Source organism: Shouchella oshimensis (assembly GCF_002019765.1).
GTDB classification, from domain to species: domain Bacteria; phylum Bacillota; class Bacilli; order Bacillales; family Bacillaceae_D; genus Shouchella; species Shouchella oshimensis.
In genome coordinates this window covers 283,337-299,905 of the sequence record NZ_KV917380.1, presented here as the reverse complement: position 1 = coordinate 299,905, position 16,569 = coordinate 283,337, and the positions used below count along the sequence as shown (strand labels likewise).

Genomic DNA, 16,569 nt, shown 5'->3' with positions numbered 1-16,569 from the left:
TGGAAATCCCAAAGGGAGAAAGATTTTATATCTCATCATTCGGAACATGATCCGCCAGCAGAAAGCAGCTCCTAATCATATTGTCGAGTATTATTACAAATTAAAAAAGCAACCTACCCCCAAGAAGGACAAGGTTGCCGTTGTCGCTTGTATGAACAAGCTCATAAAGTGTATGTATTCCATGGCTAGGAATCATACAGAGTACGATTACTCGCACGCGGTCTCAATGGACCAATAACTGTAGTATACCATAGGAACCTTATTTAAAAATAGACAGGGATAAGGTTTATTTCCTATGCCTAGATTTAAAAATAACATCATCAGAATTATTATAAAAACCCTATTGACTAAACGTAGGAAAGAGGCTGGGACATAACGAAAAGTAGTATTTGAAAAGACGAATAGTCTAAAATATGCTGAGTAGCACCGCTGCAGGAGAATCCTTCGCTTTCCGGGGACACGGTCTCAGCCTCCTCCGTGGAAAACCGCCTCTCCAGAGTCTTCAGACACGTGCTGATCCCCTAGGAGTCTTCGGGTTCTCCTTCCGCTCATTTTCATATAAAACAAACGACGAACGTTCCTATTTTCAGGAATGTTCGTCATTTTGGTCTGTCTATCTACTTTTGTCTCAGCTCTTTGTTTATACTTTTTAATTCACTCGTTTCTTCAAAACGTGAACAACATTTTCTTGTTGTTCGCCTTTTAAAGTAATGTCCCGAAGGTACGTGTGAGGTTCTTCTCCATCGACTGGTTCAAGCTTTAACGTAATATGAGGCTCATTCTTTTCCTCTGCTTCTACTTTATACTCATCAAATTCAGCTGCAATGGCTTCAAACGTCGTATTGTTTTCTTCGTCGTTGGCTTCCCCACCAACCCAAATTTCCTTTGGTTGGGTTAATTCCTCATCTTTGTACACGAGTACTAGTTTATTCATTGTCTACGTACCTCTTTTCAAAAGGATATAGGGTACCATTCCTTTTTCAGCGAATCCTTAAACGTCTTACCTTCGTTAGCTGATCTAGTCGTTCCATTCGAACTTCGCAATCATTTCTTCTAATTCATCTGCTAGTTGTGCAAGATTCGTTGTTGAACTTAAAATTTCTTCCATAGATGCAAGTTGTTCCTCAGTCGAAGCCGATACATTTTGAATACTGGCAGATGTCGTTTCACTTGCTGTTGCGATTTGCTCATACGACAGCATAAATTGCTCGGTTTGATTGGCCATTGCCTTTACTTCATCTGTCACACGCTGGATTTTTTCGGTGACGTCATTCATATGATTTTGAATGAAAGCGAAGGATTGGCCCGTTTCTTCAATGATCGTAACCCCTTTTTTTACCTCTCCTTCCCCTACATTCATTTCTTTCACAACGACTTTCGTTTCGTTCTGAACAGTATTAATTTGCTCTTGTACGGTTTTTGCAGCATTATTTGATTGCTCTGCAAGCTTTCGTACTTCGTCAGCAACGACAGCAAACCCACGTCCATGTTCTCCAGCTCTAGCAGCTTCAATAGAAGCATTGAGTGCTAGTAGATTCGTTTGTTCCGCTATATCGGAAATCATTTGACTGACTTGATTAATTGTTGCTGCCTGCTTTTCTAGGCTCTCCACCGTTGTGGCAATAGAAGATACTTTATGTTGAATCGCATTCATTTGCTGAACACTGCTTTTAATCCCTTGTTGACCAGTTTGTACAGCAACTACAGCATTTTTTATTGCTTTTGTTACTTGTTGCGTCGACTGCTGCACATCCATAATTCCACTAGAAACCGTTGTCGCAGCTGCTTTACCTTGATCCATACTCGTCGTTTGTTCATCTACACTGCCAGATACTTCTTGAATGGCTAATGTAATTTGTTCAGTTGCCTGCATATTTTGCTCGGTACTTGCCTGTAATTGTTCAGACGACGCAGCTAAATAGGTGGATTTATCTCGAATCCCTCTAATCGTTTGAATGAGAGATTGTCGCATGTCTTCAAATGAATCAGCTAACTGACCGACTTCATCTTTAAAAGTAGATTTTACATTGTATGTTGAACTTAAATTCCCTTGACTGATAACCGTTGCAACGTTCGACAGTCCTGAAATAGGGCGTACAATCGCCCGAACAATAGCAAAAATAATAACGGATCCAATCAGTAATGTGACGATAATTACGATTAACATCGAGTAAAGAATAGGTTGAACGAGTTGACTCACTTCATTTGGTAACATCGCTCCAGCAAGCACCCAATTCGTTGGTAAAACAGTATCATATGTGATTTGTCGTGGATCTTCACCATCTACTTGAAACTCAAACTGTCCTGATTCTCCACCCTCTACAAACTGGGCACTGAGGGTTGCTGGGACGTACTCGCCAGAATTTAAAACAGGATGATAGACTACTCTCGAAAGATGGTCGACTAAAAACAAATAGCCTGTGCTTCCAATCGAAGCATCTGCTACATAGGATAGAATTGGGTTAAAATCGACTCGCATGGCTAAAACGTTACCCCGATCGCTTGTTAAGGATGCAAAGAGAATATCGGTCTCGTCCTCGTTCGAAAAGATTGGTTCACTAACCGCTACATCCGTTTGTCTTCCAAAAAGATCTCGTAACCAAGTGAATTCTATTACACCATACTGATCAGAAAGTTCTTCTGTACCTGCTACTGATTCAATTGAACCGTCCGCTTGATAAACCGTTCCCTCACCCTTATTGTTGACAATGTATACTTCACGTAGACGATTATCTTCTCCAAATAAAACGTCCAATTGATCAGCTATGTCGTCAGATGAAGCATTTGCATCAATAGTATCGCCGGTAAAAGCAGCTAATTCGGTTTGCAACCCCATGTATTGTTGCAATGATGCATGAACATTGGCTGTCATTTGCTCTGCTTGAGCATTCATTGTACTCTCCACATTTTCCCTTGTTGATAAATAAGAAAATACCCCAATGACTAAACTTGGTACGACAAGCATTAAACCAAAAGCCAGCATTAATTTCCATTTTAAGCTTACCTTTTTTTGTTTCATCCATTTTCACCTCAATCTTCTACTTTTTATTTCGGCTCGTTTATTGCTTTTCTAAAGGCTCTAGATTGAGATTTGAAGAATTGTGCGAAAAAAGTTATCATTTTACCTAAACAGAAAATGAAAGGGTGACTTTTTGATGCAACTTACTGACTTTTTAAAAGTGGATACAGCAACAAATCCACACTTTCACCCACATCACTCAACAAAGCTTGTCTATCTAAACAATGCTACTGGCTTTCCCCAAGCGTATGAGTATGATCGTGATTCGCAACAAGCGACTCGTCTAGTTGAAACATCAGAACGAATCATGCTCGCGACCTATATTGAGAATGACCTCCTCATTGGAATGGATTATGGGGTAAATGAAAAACAGCAATTGTATTTATGGAAAAATAATGAAGACCTTGTTCCGCTAACAAATGATCCTGCACATATACACCATTACGGAGGGGTATCACCTAATAAAGAATGGATTGCTTGGAGTAGTAATCGCAGGCATGAACAATTTTTTGACGTGTATATTCAACATGTATCCACACGTGACATTCAGTGTGTATATAAAGATGATGCTCGCTATGACCCTGTCTGTTTTCATCCAGATGGTCATCACTTGTTAATAAAGAAAACGAATACAAATTTAGATAATGACTTAGGTCTATTACATTTAGAAACAAAAGAACTAGAATGGTTAACGCCACACGAAAGCGAAGCTTCTTTCACAGATGCGGCTTTTAGCAACGATGGCAAATCTCTTTATCTTTTAACGAACGTTGGTCGAGAACACACTGGCATTGCTCGCTTACAGCTACAATCGAAAGAATTGGAATGGCTCTACACAGGAGATTGGGATTACGAAGCCTTAACCCTCAGTCATGACGGTACCTATTTAGCTTATGCAGTGAATGAAGGTGGCGTATCACATGCTTTTCTCACGCATCTTCCGTCCCAAACAGAGAAAAAGCTTCCTATTCAGTCAGGGGTTGTGACAAGTTTCACCTTTTCTCATGACGTAACTCAACTCGTTTTCTCTCTCGATGGAGCTGCAAACCCCGCTGCACTATGGTGTTACCATTTAAAGGAGCAGACTGTAACAAAACTGGCAAACAGCACACGCGAACATACGGTACAAGAGAAGTTAAGAGAACCTGAACAACTTGCATTCACAAGCTCTGATGGTGAGACCATTCCATCTTTTTATTACAAACCAGATGGGGATGGGCCTTACCCAACCGTTATTTTTGTACATGGCGGTCCCGAAAGCCAAATTCGTTCTGTCTACAACCCTTTTTTACAGTACTTTGTATCACAAGGCTTCGCCGTATGCACGCCGAATGTGCGAGGAAGTACAGGCTATGGGAAACGCTACCATCACTTAGATGATAAGCGAAAACGTATGGATGCTGTTAGAGATTTAAATGAGCTTGCAGAATGGTTAAAAACAGAAGGATTCGCTCATCCTGACAAAATCGCTGTAATGGGCAGAAGCTATGGAGGGTTTATGGTGCTTGCTGCCATTACTCATTACCCAACACAGTGGGCAGCTGCCATCGATATTGTTGGCATTTCTAGCTTTAAATCGTTTCTCGAAAACACAAGTATTTGGCGACGAAAAGTAAGAGAAGATGAGTACGGGTCCCTTGAAGAAGATCGTGACTTTTTTGATGAAATTGATCCCATTCATAAGGTCGATGATATTCAAGCTCCCCTTCTTGTGCTGCACGGACGAAACGATCCACGTGTACCGATTTCAGAGGCTGAGCAAATCGTTGAACAACTAAAGCACCGTCATCATCCAGTTGATTCGCTTTACTTTGAAAATGAAGGGCACTTCTTCGTTCGCTATGAAAACAACCTCGCGGCATACGAAAAGTCATTTTCATTTTTAAGGAAGTGGCTTTAACGAACGAAAACACCTCCGCCTTGGTCAAGGCGGAGGTGTTTCATTTACCCTTCCCGTTTTTCATGAATCAACTGATTTTTCATATCCGTTAATTCGTCTGACAGTGAAACGGGATAGACTTCTGGTACTTCTAAGCGTAAGTACTCTTCCCAAAACGATTGCTTTTGATACGCATGGTAGTCTCGCACATCTTTCAATGAAGGCACATCATAGACGAGTCTTCCATTCTCAAATATCGGCTTTAGCAGTTCAACCGCTTTAAAATCTCGAATTCGTTTCGCTTTTAATGGGTTACGTGGGTGCTTTAAGAGTATTTCATCTTTTCCTTCTAACGTTTCATGATCCAAGCAAACATAATCGCCCTTTGCCATCCCATCGTCGCCAAAAAGGCGGTACACTTTTTTGCGTCCAGGATTTAAAATCTTTTCAATGCTTTCCGAGATCTTAATCAGAGCGACCCAATCTTCTTTTTGATAGCTACCAGACTCAATCTCTGAATCAAGAGGTCGTCTAGCTACAATTTTATGGACGCCTCCTAATGCTGGGTTATCATAGGCTGTAATAAACTTTGTTCCAACACCCCAAATATCTACTTTTGCCCCTTGTTGCTTTAGAGAAGCAATTGTATATTCATCAAGATCGTTTGTCGCAGCAATTTTTACATGTTCTAAACCTTCTTCATCAAGACGCTTACGCACTTTTTTAGATAAATAGGCTAAATCTCCACTGTCTAATCGGACAGCCGTCATTTCATAACCTTTCTCCTTTAGACGGTGCGCTGTTTCAATTGCATGAGGCAGACCACTTCCAAGTGTATCCGTTGTATCAAGAAGAGGAATGGTTTTTTGCGGAAAAACATCTGCATACGCAAGAAACGCTTCTAATTCAGATGGGTGGAACATAATAAACACATGTGCTTGCGTGCCTGTAATTGGCATAGAAAATTTCTTTCCTGCCTTCACGTTGCTAGTAGCGTCAAATCCAGCAATATAAGCCATTTTCGCCCCGTACACACTCGCATCTCTACCTTGGGCACGTCTTTTTCCCATTTCAAGCAAACCATCCTCCCCTGCGATGGTTTTAATACGAGCTCCCTTTGTCAGGACTAGAGATTCTGCATTCACAATGTTTAACAACATCGCTTCAATCCAAATACATTCCCAAACAGGGGCTTCAATACGAATGAGAGGCGTATTAGGAAAGACTAAATTTCCTTCTTCAACTGCATGCAAATCTCCACTAAAACGTAATGAACGCAAGTCATCTAAAAACGCTTCGTCAAAGCCCTCTGATTGCTCTCTTAAATAGTGGATGTCACTTTCATTAAAGTATAAGTTCTGTATCGTATCAATTAAATGGCCAAGTCCGCCAAACGCGACATAACCGCCTAATTCCGTGCTAAATTCACCAACGCCGCGAACAAAAGGGGCTTTCCGATAGAAATCATCAAAAACAACTTGAGTTTGATGAAGTCCTTCTTTCCATAGGGCGTACATCATGGTAATGGCATAATAATCCACATCAAGCCCATAATCCTCTGAAGGATTGTAGTACGGGGTCACATGATGAGCGTTTCCACCACATCGGATGCACACTTCTTCACTGGAAGACTCGTTTGAAAAACTTGGTTGGTCACACTCTTTACATATATGTACATAGCGATAACGAGTAGGCTTTACAAAATCAAAGATTGTTTTCATGTGTTCAGACATCTTTCTGCTCCTTTGCGATCTACGCTTTTCACGCATATAAGTCCTCAAAAGTATACTCTTGTTTTGTCTTCATTTCAAATCCATCGTACCTGTAACGGTTCATCATACAAAAAAAACGCCCTGCATTCCGCTAGAGCGTTTCCATATACAATTAAGCAGAGAGAACGTCTTTAATTTGTTCCAAGGCATGTTCCAGCTCTTCTTTTGTAATGATTAAAGGTGGTGCGAAGCGAATAACATTCTCATGTGTTTCTTTACATAATAATCCTCGCTCCTTTAATTGTTCACAATAAGGTCGAGCTGATTCTGTTAATTCAATTCCAATAAATAAGCCACGTCCCCGGACCTCTTTAATTGAAGGGTGTGTTAACGTTTTTAATTCGGTAATAAAATAATCACCGAGCTCTTGAGCATTCCTTACTAAGTCTTCTTCTTCTAAAATTTCTAACGCAGCAACAGAAACCGCACAAGCAAGTGGATTACCTCCAAATGTTGATCCATGAGAACCAGGTTCAAATACACCTAACACATCTTTGTTCGCCGCAACAGCTGAAATCGGTAAAATCCCTCCACCAAGAGCCTTACCGAGAATGTACATATCTGGTTCCACGTTTTCATGATCGCATGCAAACCACTTGCCTGTTCGACCAAGACCAGCTTGGATCTCGTCTGCTATAAAAAGAATCTCATTCTCTGTACAGATGTCTCGCACTTGCTGCAAGTACCCATTAGGTGGTATGAGAATCCCTGCCTCTCCTTGAATAGGTTCAACAAGAAAGGCTACCGTATATTCGGAAATGGCTTCTTTTAGTGCCTCTGCGTCGCCATACGGAATCACTTTTATGCCTGGCAACAACGGACCAAAGCCACGCTTGTATTCTTCACTAGAAGACAGGGAGACAGCAGCTAATGTTCGTCCATGAAAATTATTTGAGCAGACAATGATTTCGGCTTTATTGGTCACAATTTTTTTGTTTTCATATCCCCATCGCCGCGCCGCTTTTAAAGCGGTTTCAACAGCTTCTGCACCTGTATTCATTGGCAATATCATCTCTTTATTCGTAAGTGAAGCTACTTTTTCATAAAAAGGCGCCAGCTGATCATTGTGAAACGCCCGAGATGTTAACGTGACTCGCTCCGCCTGATCCTTTAAGGTTTGAATTAGTTTTGGATGGCAATGACCTTGATTTAGGGCTGAATAGGCACTTAACATATCAAGATAGCGATTGCCTTCTGCATCCCATACCCATACTCCTTTTGCTTTAGAAATGACGATTGGCAATGGATGATAGTTATTTGCACCGTATTGCTCTGTTTTCTTAATAATCTCTGTTGACTTAGACATAGTCATCCTCCTTCAGTTCTGTGCTTCCACTTATGTCTCTTCGCTCTAAAGAAATGAATTCCTGCTACATTTGTCAGGAAAAAAGGTGTTAAGATGAGATAAGTAGGAGGTACAGCGTATGAATTCTGATATAAGACGCGTGCACCATTTTATTTTTTTGGCTTCTGTTTTTTGTTTTTGGCTTGCTACATATAGTTACGTACCGATCTTTAGCCTTTATTTAGAATCCATTCCGTTTAGCTACGGGTCAATTGGCATCATTTTAGGAAGTTACGGTGTAACACAAGTGCTACTTCGCTTTCCATTAGGTGTGTTACTCGATAAACTCGCCACGCTTCGCAAGCATTTTTACGTTGGTGGGTTTGTTGTAGCCATTGTGAGTGGCTTTATTCTTTTATTCTCAAGCTCTTTTCTATGGATATTGACCGGTCGCCTCCTCGCAGAAGTCACTGCTGCCATGTGGGTTATGGCTACCATCATGTACGCAGAGTATTTTCAATCGAACCACGCGAGTAAAGCAATGGGCTTACTGCAATTTTCAACAGTCATGCCCCAGTTTCTAAGCATGTTAACAGCGGGATTACTCGTTGAATGGATGGGCTTTGCTCTTCCATTTTGGGCTGGTATTGTGGCTGCCTCCGTCGGTCTCTTACTCGCTTTGTCAATAAAAGTTGTACCCAGTCATATGGAGACACGACATCCGTTATCTACCGTTTCCATTATTCGTTCTACCGTTACTATGAGGTCATTACTACCTATTACCCTTGTTTCTCTTTTTGCTCATGCTTTGCTCTTTATTTCTATTTTTGGCTTTACCCCTGTATATGCTGGTTCTCAAGGCATAGGTGAAGGTGCAATGGTTTGGATTATGACTGCTTTTTTCGTGCCTCATGCAGCGGCATCCATTTTCATTGCGCTGATCAACTTGCCGCCTACATTAGAGCAGCTACTAATGATTAGTAGTTTAATGGTTACAACCATTACATTCCTATTCCTACCCTTGGCTACTGGAATTCTTTCCATTAGTCTCCTGCACGCCATTATCGGCTTAACCATTGGAATTCTTTTACCCCTTTTATTATCCCAAATTGCAAGCTTACCACCGGCTTCATTAAAGACATCGGTCATGGGATTTTATCAATCGGTTTACGCTATTGGCATTTTTATTGGTCCCTATCTAGCTGGTTTTGCTGCAGAACAGTTTGGTCTCAAGCACGTGTTTACGTTGGCAGCCATTATCTCTTTCATCGCATTAGCCATTGCAGTACTTACAAGATTAAGAGAAGGACAACGACAAATGACCGATGATGCGTCTAAAAACAAAAAGCTGAATCACCGTTAATGGATGATTCAGCTCTTCCTTTATCCTGTTACGACCCAAGGTGAAGCATAAAAATCTCGTCTAAAAAGTTCCCCAGATTCCGGGAAAGAAGGAGGCATTTGACCATAAGGAATATTGGTTGCTCGATACCCGCCGAAGACCGTGTGAGGATTAGGACGTTCAGCTAAATTCCGCAAAAATACTTCTCCATTGAACCGGACAATGGGAATAACACTTCTTTGATGAAATCCATTCCAATAAGCCGTACCACGATCATGACGCGCAATCCAATACAAGCCTTCTTCAAGTTCCTCATCAAGGGTCACATACCCCCAACCGCCATCTGAAGAAATTTCGATTTGATCCGATTCAAAAAGTAAGTCTTTTGGTCTGCCAGTGCCGTCGTCTGTATAAATGCCTACTCTTGCTGCAGCCGTATTCCCTGCACTTCCTAAGCTCATTCCTGCACGTACAATCTTTGTTTTTCTCGTAACAGGAAATGGAAACGCGTCTAGTGTATCTCCATAGACAAGAATACTAAATGCAGGTACATGACTATTCACGTTGTAGCCTTCTGCTGTGAAAGGATTATAGTCTCGTCGGAAATGAGATAAATACGTCCCTGCCGTTGGATAAAATGGCTCCACTCCTCCACCTGCACTTGCCATTGCATCAATTTTATCTTTTAAATCCTCAAGGCTTTGTTTTGTTTGAAGGACATCATCTGAAAGCTGGGCTGTATTGGCTATCGCTTCGTAGTCTGCAGTAATGACGGTATCGGCATGTTGTTGTGCTGCAAATACTACCGCTCCATAAGCAGGATACAGTTCATACTCTCCTGCATCAATGACCTCTCCGTCACGATAAAGAACAGGCACAGGTTGGTCTAGCCAGTTGCGCTCTTCCCCTTCATAAATCCGAAAGCGAAGGGTTGGGTCTGTTTGATCACTAACTGGCGTTAAAGATGCATTGCTTCTTGCAGTCGACCTCATGTTCAGAACTTGTTGAATTTTATTAATGTCCTGCTGCACTCCTGATAGATGTGCAGATAAAATTGCTTCGCTTTTTAAATCCTTATAAGGCGTTTGTGCCATTTTTTTCACATCCTTTTCGTTTTTTTACGCTCGCGGTAAATACGTAAAGACCGTTGGATCTTCTTGCCCTAGTGTCCACATCGCAACACCTTTACACTCCGCCTCTTCGATTAGTTGTAATGTCGTAATAAACCCTTCAATATCACTATTCCATGCAAGGGAATAGCCCTCGGCATCCCCAATATAGAAGTTTCTTAGCCAAACTCCTGCATCCACCACTCGAAGCTGAATCGTCTTAGCGCCTTCCCATGAGTCCACAACCGCAACCGTTAAATTTTCATAGTCATTGCTTATGCCATAAGAAGTACCGGCGTCAGGGTTCAGCCCCGCATACATCAAATACCCAAACTCATCGTAGTCATAGGGACGGTCTTCCTCTAATGCAATTGGTTGAGGTTCTCCATCTACTATCGCCTGCACCTTTTCCATAGGTTCATAACGATTGAGTGTTGCAATATGAAGACGGTGACATCTCACTCTAGCTCCTTGTGCGAAAACGCCATGTGCGCCTTGCACTCTGTTTCCTTGTACCCTGTGACTGAACACTTGTGTTGTGCCATTAAAGCAAAGAATCTGCCCTTCAAAAAAACGTACTCGGAGAGAATACCTTGTACCTAAATAGATTGTAGCTGGAACAGAAGCCAACACTTGCCTTTCACCATTTTCCTCTGATAGTAGTAGGAACTGTTGTTGCACTGCGTCTAGTAAAAACAAATATCCATCATTCGTCGCTCCTACATTGGAAGCCATAAACCGAATGCCAGCACTTCCTCGATCCCATAATGAAAGATCCGCTTCTAAATGAGGAAAGAAGTGTAGCCGCTTATTTAACAGCAATTGATTTTGTCTTCCTCTGGCGTCTGTTTCGACAAAATTTTCACGGTATGGTACCCATTCTCCAGAAGAATAACCGACCGCTTTTCTACTTGATATACATTGCCTATTCTCATAGTTTCCACCATGAACCACCTGGGTTCCCGCTTGTAAATAATAATTCGTCTCCGCTAAATTAACTTTCTCTTGATTCCCACTTTCATCGTACACAACATGAGAGCCAAATAGATCTTCCCAAAAAATAGCAGGACGAGGGGGTCTGCGGAGCAATTCAGCTGTTAAAGCCATTTTCTTAGGCATTTTAGCCTCCACTTGATTGACAATACCTTCTGTTACTGTGCCTCTCTTTTTAGGCGGCTGTAAATTGACATTGTATTGCACCATCCCACCGCTCATATTGTGAGAAAAGCCTGTACTTAAAACCAAACCGAGTAGTTGTGCAGAATCTTCTGTTCCTGTAACAACAATTTCATTCTCCCCTTCTGTAAAAGAGAATGTTCCACAATGGTAAAAATGTCGATCTGGGTTTACTAAGAACGGATACCAACTTGGAATCCCTTCTCCTATCACATACGGTGTACCGTTAACGAGCAAATGAATTTTTGGATTTAAATAAGGGAAGTAAACAGGTGCAATTAATTCATAGGTCCCTGCGGCTGGCAGGGTAAACCGATAGACTGCTCTCCCAGCGTCAACATCTTTTACACAACGCTCCAAATCATGGTCTGCCAAATAGCGAGCACCTCCAACTGCCACCCCCTGAAATGTTTGCGGAAATTGTTCTGCACGCCAGGTCGTATTGGTCCTCGTTGCGTTCCCTGTTAACTGGGTAGGTTGATGTAGAACGGCGTGTACGTGTTCAAAAGTTGCCCGCTGATGCTTACTATAGCTTGTAATATACTCTGTCCCTTGATAAGTTGATCGGTAAATAACAGGACGATTATTGTACGGAAGCAAGTCAGCATACGCCACGCGAAAGCGATCATAACAATGAGAGAATGTTTGCTGGTAGCCGGACTCTTCATCATGTAGACCCGTATAAGGAACGTAAGATTGATCGACCCACGTAAAAGCATCTGTCTCTGGATCTCGCCCAATATGGTGTTTAAAAATGCCATTTTGCCACATGAGCATTTGCCAGTACCGAACAGCCGTACCAGATCGTTTGCTTTCCAGTGGCCAACGTCGTCCATAAGCAGCATTTCCAATCCAAACCGACTCGGACGGAAACACATTTTGCACATGGGCTAAAACTTGTTTAAGCCACCAAACAGGTGTAGATGGACCTGGAGCAGAATTGTTATGAGCAAAATCATAGGACATGATTTGCCATTCATCACAAATCATTTGTCCTCTTTCATCTCTACCTTCAGCAAGCGTACGGTAATCGGTCCATTGATACCAATATGGTGCAAAATCACCTGTCATGGCATGCAAATTAACACGTACTTTTAATTGAAGAGGAATGGCAATTTCATTTTTCACTCGCGCTAAAAAATCTCGGTATTTTTCAGCTTCCCGAGCCTCTCTAGGTCGAGAGCTCGATTTCTCAAAATCAATCTCAATTCCTTTTATTCTATTAGGAAAACGCGTCATGTATTGAGAGACAATTGATCGGAATTGCCGTATAAAAGTCGATTGATTTTCCTCTTGATCAAGCATAGTTTCAACTGGACTTCCAAAACAAATGGCTTGTAAAAACCATTCAACGTTTGGATAGTGGTCCATTAAATAGAGAAGACTATTCCGTGCCCAATATTGGATGGCGCCATCCTGATTCAAAACAGGATAAGAGGTCCCTGCTTTATAGTGATAAACTGTACCATTTTCACGCACACCAAAATCATGTAACCCAAAGGAGGCAATTTTTTCATTGTGTTCCTGAAACGCCGTCCAAAAGTTTCGTTGATCACCTGGCCAGTCTAAGTATGCATCGCGGTTCATGATCGTCCATTCTCCAGCTTCCTCTTCTTTCGCAAACTCCAAAAACTGTGCGTTGGATGGCTCATTTAAACTCCACGACATAAACTGCATGCTCATAACAACGACCTCCCTTCTTTCCAACGTATAAGCTCGGCTACACCATAATAGCCAATCCCGACATCTTGAAGTGTATCGATGACTTCTATTTCACCAAATTCATTTTGTCGCCGTATTTGTGCAAATTTATACCACTCCAGTCGTATCCTCCCCGAACCCATTGGAATACCAAATAGTTGTTGTTTTCCTGTTTGAATGGGTATAGAACCGATCGTTAATGTTCGTGCTTGACGGTCTAACAAAACACCATTCTTTGTAGCTTTATTGAGCGAAGCATGAAGATGAATCTCGTCTCCCGCTTTGCCAGCTGGAACATAGAATTCTCTCGTATATGTTTTGTTTAATGGATGCTCTTCTTCATTCGGAAATGGCATTGTGAAAGTGTCTCTTTTTTCTCCTATATTTGTTGATACACGCAATAAATCAAAATCATCTTTTGGGATAAGTGTTAAATCAACAGGAGTTACAAATGTTTGTCGATCAAATCGTTTTTCGTCAAGATTAGGAATCGTGATAATCTCGTTTCCACGACCTACTAGATTGTAAAAGCGATTTTTTAACTCAGGGAACCTTCTCGGTTGATCACCCTTTATAAGCAACGGTTCAGCAACGCCTTCAGTTGAATCTCGTTCATCCAACTCTCTTAACACCGGAGACAGCCACTCACTTGTGTGAGCCACTGTCCCTGTCACCTGTTCACCGCCCTGTAGCTGTAGATCGGTTATATTTAATTGTCCACTAATCTTTTCAGCGATTACATGAAGATCTACTTGTTTCACTTTTTTTGTTTGATCTTTCTGTATTGGTTGTGCAACGAAGCGAGACCAGTCTAATTTACTCATTAGACCAGCGATGTTCACTTGGATGGCCTGTCCAATTGGTACTTGTCGTACCACCTTGCAACATAGCATCGGTTATTGAAGCTTGACCTGAAAAGTTTGACGCTACAAACCGTACCTCTACTTCAGAAACCGATTTCGACGAATCGGTTTCGACCAATACTGATTTAGCAGAAAACATACGCACCCCTCCCTTCGTTTTGAATCACGATTTAGGTTAACGATATAAAGGTCGGTTCTTCTTCTGTCCCATCTTCGTAACGAACGATTACTTCCACACCAACCCTACCGTTTTCATTTACAGAAAAGTTTTGGACGGCGCTACGAAAAGAGAGAACATAATGATCACGATTTGCCGGATAGACAGTTTGGCTTAAACGTTTTACACCTGATGTTGTCTCTGCTTTAAACGATGCGCTACCGCTAAAACCATTAACTGGGTCCACTTCCCATCCACTATTAGACCAATAGCGGAATCCATCATCTGCTCTGCTGTTAAGCAATAAGTTAAATACAGAGAGCTCTAGCATATCGCTTGAATCAATGGTATCTTCTGATCGTAAAAAACTTGTGCCATCTTGGACGCCTGTAAGCAAGTCAGAAAGTGTAGGTGCCTTAGACTCTAGTACGATTTCTGTTTCCCAAGGCTCAACTAGGTTATAGCGCCAAGCGAGAATGCGTGTTTGCCGATCAATACCTAGCTCTTTATCGTACACTCTAACTAGATCGCCAAGCTTAAATTGTTCATGTTCCATTCCGGATAAAATGGATAAATCAGATGCTTTAATTTGATAGGATGTACGCGGTAAACTAAGACTTTCCAATGCAGCTTGCGCTTGCTCTTTTAAATGAAATGGATTTGTAAACCGATCATCCTTTAGCACCTTTGCTCGCAGTTTTGTCGTGAATGTGTAGTTGGGATCGTCTCGAATATCTAAATAGGGAACTTGGTCATTCACTGAATCAATGGAAAGATTCTCTCTCCCATAAGGATACAGTCGTGTAATGAGTTCATCTGTATCATACGTAGCTTCAATCGATTGGATGTTCTTCTCATAGACAATAGCTGCCCCAGACACTCGACCGATCGGTTCAATGAAATCAATCGTCATCGTATCAGAGTGGTAAACTAATTCACCACCGTACACATCTGGCAATTGTGTTAACGCCTGCAACCTGTTCGTTAGTCCAGATTCAACACTAACGTTACGTGTTGGAAAATTTGAAACGACCCCTAACCGCCATTCTGTTCCTTGTAAAATGTCCGACAAAACGACCACAACACTTTTATCTTCCCATTCAGAAACAGATAAAGGGTCGGAAAATTGCAAATCATACCAAAGTGCTTCAGCAAACACTTCTGTTTCTGGGACACCACTTCCTCCGCGACTATACGTAATGCGTCGAATAATATAGAGCTCATCAACAATTTGAATTAAATGTTCATTTTGTAAGTGCTCGTTTTTTTGATCAGAGAAAGGTAAGACAAACGAAAGTGTATCAATACCGTTTACTTCCTGTTCAAGCAAAATATCATAGGCATTATCTAAGACAGCAAGCTGCTCTCTTTCAGGCGAAAGAACGACTGGTCGAGCCCCTGGTAAACGGGAGAAAATAGCTCTCTGCATTCTACTGTAAGAATGGTTATAAAAAACCGTATGCAACTGGTTATATTGGGATTCATTGACATTGTTATATTGAATCATACAACCACCCTATACCCAGCGACTTCTTGCTTGTATTGTAAGTTCTTCCACTTCACCAGTTCCTTCAAATGCAAGAGATAATTGATTCGCTCCAGGTTGTAAAACAGGAAACTCAATACTGCTTAAATGGTTTAATGCTGAAACTCGTTCACCATTCGGCTTTATCGTATACGCCGTCACATATTGGCTATCCAAACGTAACTGCTCCCCTGATTCAAGCGTCCCGTCGTAAACCATTTCCGTGTCGTTAAGAGTGAGTCGAATCAAACCGTTTTGCAACTGCCCTTTTACTTGTATTAAAGGAAAGGAGTGGATGCTGCCTTTTTCTCTTGTGAAATGATGGGTTCCTTCTGAATGGTAGATAAAAAATTCATCTTCAATCGCATAATAGTAAGGATCGGGACAATAGAAGATTAAATCGCCTCTACCTGAAGCTGCTAATTCGTCTAGCTCTGATTCTTCTGCCAAAAGCCCGTATATCACCTTGTCTCGTTCATCATGAAAAATAAGAGGCTTAGGCTCAGCACGATTGAGTAATCGAGCAATCTCCCTTACCTTTTCACGAAAATCAGTACGATTTGCACCAGCAATCGTAACCGAAATGGTAATCATCAACGCTGCATCTTGTTTTCCGAAAAAAAAGGAGCCATTTCTACCGAATATAGACATGGACCGAATTTCGCGAGCTGGCAAAATAGGCCTTTGAATGTGATGAACGATTAAAGACTGACTAAAATCGAATCCGTCATACGTAAACAT

12 protein-coding genes and 1 pseudogene are annotated in these 16,569 nt (G+C 41.5%); 3 read left to right on the top strand and 10 right to left on the bottom strand.

The genetic code is table 11. The features are described 5' to 3' along the window. A pseudogene (locus BK583_RS21045) lies at positions 1–238 on the top strand (IS110 family RNA-guided transposase); the annotation flags it as partial. A 411-nt stretch (positions 239–649) separates the two neighbouring features. Here the strand turns inward: BK583_RS21045 and BK583_RS01405 are convergent. After that, positions 650–934 carry a hypothetical protein gene (locus BK583_RS01405; RefSeq protein ID WP_038484324.1) on the bottom strand — a complete coding sequence of 95 codons (285 nt, stop codon included), beginning with the start codon at positions 932–934 and terminating at the stop codon, positions 650–652. A gap of 84 nt (positions 935–1,018) precedes the next feature. Next, a complete protein-coding gene (locus tag BK583_RS01400; protein ID WP_038484327.1) occupies positions 1,019–3,019 on the bottom strand; it encodes a methyl-accepting chemotaxis protein in 2,001 nt (666 codons plus the stop codon). A 136-nt stretch (positions 3,020–3,155) separates the two neighbouring features. Between BK583_RS01400 and BK583_RS01395 the strand changes: the two genes are divergently transcribed. Then, positions 3,156–4,919, top strand: coding sequence for a S9 family peptidase (locus tag BK583_RS01395; RefSeq protein WP_078439989.1), 1,764 nt, complete (start codon positions 3,156–3,158; stop codon positions 4,917–4,919). Between the two features lie 44 nt (positions 4,920–4,963). On the opposite strand, the gene BK583_RS01390 is transcribed toward BK583_RS01395, so the two are convergent. Continuing rightward, the gene (locus BK583_RS01390; protein ID WP_236702392.1) at positions 4,964–6,631 is read right to left on the bottom strand and encodes a nicotinate phosphoribosyltransferase; all 1,668 of its coding nucleotides are present in this window, start codon (positions 6,629–6,631) and stop codon (positions 4,964–4,966) included. A 151-nt stretch (positions 6,632–6,782) separates the two neighbouring features. Further along, positions 6,783–7,976 carry an ornithine--oxo-acid transaminase gene (locus BK583_RS01385; RefSeq protein WP_038484333.1) on the bottom strand — a complete coding sequence of 398 codons (1,194 nt, stop codon included), beginning with the start codon at positions 7,974–7,976 and terminating at the stop codon, positions 6,783–6,785. A 118-nt stretch (positions 7,977–8,094) separates the two neighbouring features. On the opposite strand from BK583_RS01385, the gene BK583_RS01380 reads away from it, so the two are divergent. Beyond that, on the top strand, positions 8,095–9,318 hold the full coding sequence (locus BK583_RS01380) for an MFS transporter (RefSeq protein WP_055736182.1): 1,224 nt from the start codon (positions 8,095–8,097) through the stop codon (positions 9,316–9,318). 20 nt (positions 9,319–9,338) lie between these two features. Here BK583_RS01380 and BK583_RS01375 read toward each other — a convergent pair whose 3' ends face one another. Genes BK583_RS01375 through BK583_RS01350 form a run of 6 tightly spaced genes read right to left on the bottom strand, consistent with a single transcriptional unit; the run spans position 9,339 to position 16,569 of the window. Next, positions 9,339–10,391 carry a hypothetical protein gene (locus BK583_RS01375; RefSeq protein WP_038484339.1) on the bottom strand — a complete coding sequence of 351 codons (1,053 nt, stop codon included), beginning with the start codon at positions 10,389–10,391 and terminating at the stop codon, positions 9,339–9,341. Between the two features lie 24 nt (positions 10,392–10,415). Further along, complete coding sequence (locus BK583_RS01370) at positions 10,416–13,265, bottom strand: glycosyl hydrolase family 18 protein (RefSeq protein WP_236702391.1); 2,850 nt, start codon at positions 13,263–13,265, stop codon at positions 10,416–10,418. Next, positions 13,262–14,161 carry a hypothetical protein gene (locus BK583_RS01365; RefSeq protein WP_236702390.1) on the bottom strand — a complete coding sequence of 300 codons (900 nt, stop codon included), beginning with the start codon at positions 14,159–14,161 and terminating at the stop codon, positions 13,262–13,264. The genes BK583_RS01370 and BK583_RS01365 overlap by 4 nt, the downstream gene beginning before the upstream one ends. Beyond that, the gene (locus BK583_RS01360; RefSeq protein WP_035398992.1) at positions 14,100–14,285 is read right to left on the bottom strand and encodes a hypothetical protein; all 186 of its coding nucleotides are present in this window, start codon (positions 14,283–14,285) and stop codon (positions 14,100–14,102) included. Before BK583_RS01360 ends, BK583_RS01365 begins: the two co-directional genes overlap by 62 nt. 31 nt (positions 14,286–14,316) lie before the next feature. Further along, on the bottom strand, positions 14,317–15,810 hold the full coding sequence (locus tag BK583_RS01355; RefSeq protein ID WP_038484346.1) for a phage tail spike protein: 1,494 nt from the start codon (positions 15,808–15,810) through the stop codon (positions 14,317–14,319). A gap of 9 nt (positions 15,811–15,819) precedes the next feature. After that, positions 15,820–16,569 carry a distal tail protein Dit gene (locus tag BK583_RS01350; RefSeq protein WP_038484349.1) on the bottom strand — a complete coding sequence of 250 codons (750 nt, stop codon included), beginning with the start codon at positions 16,567–16,569 and terminating at the stop codon, positions 15,820–15,822.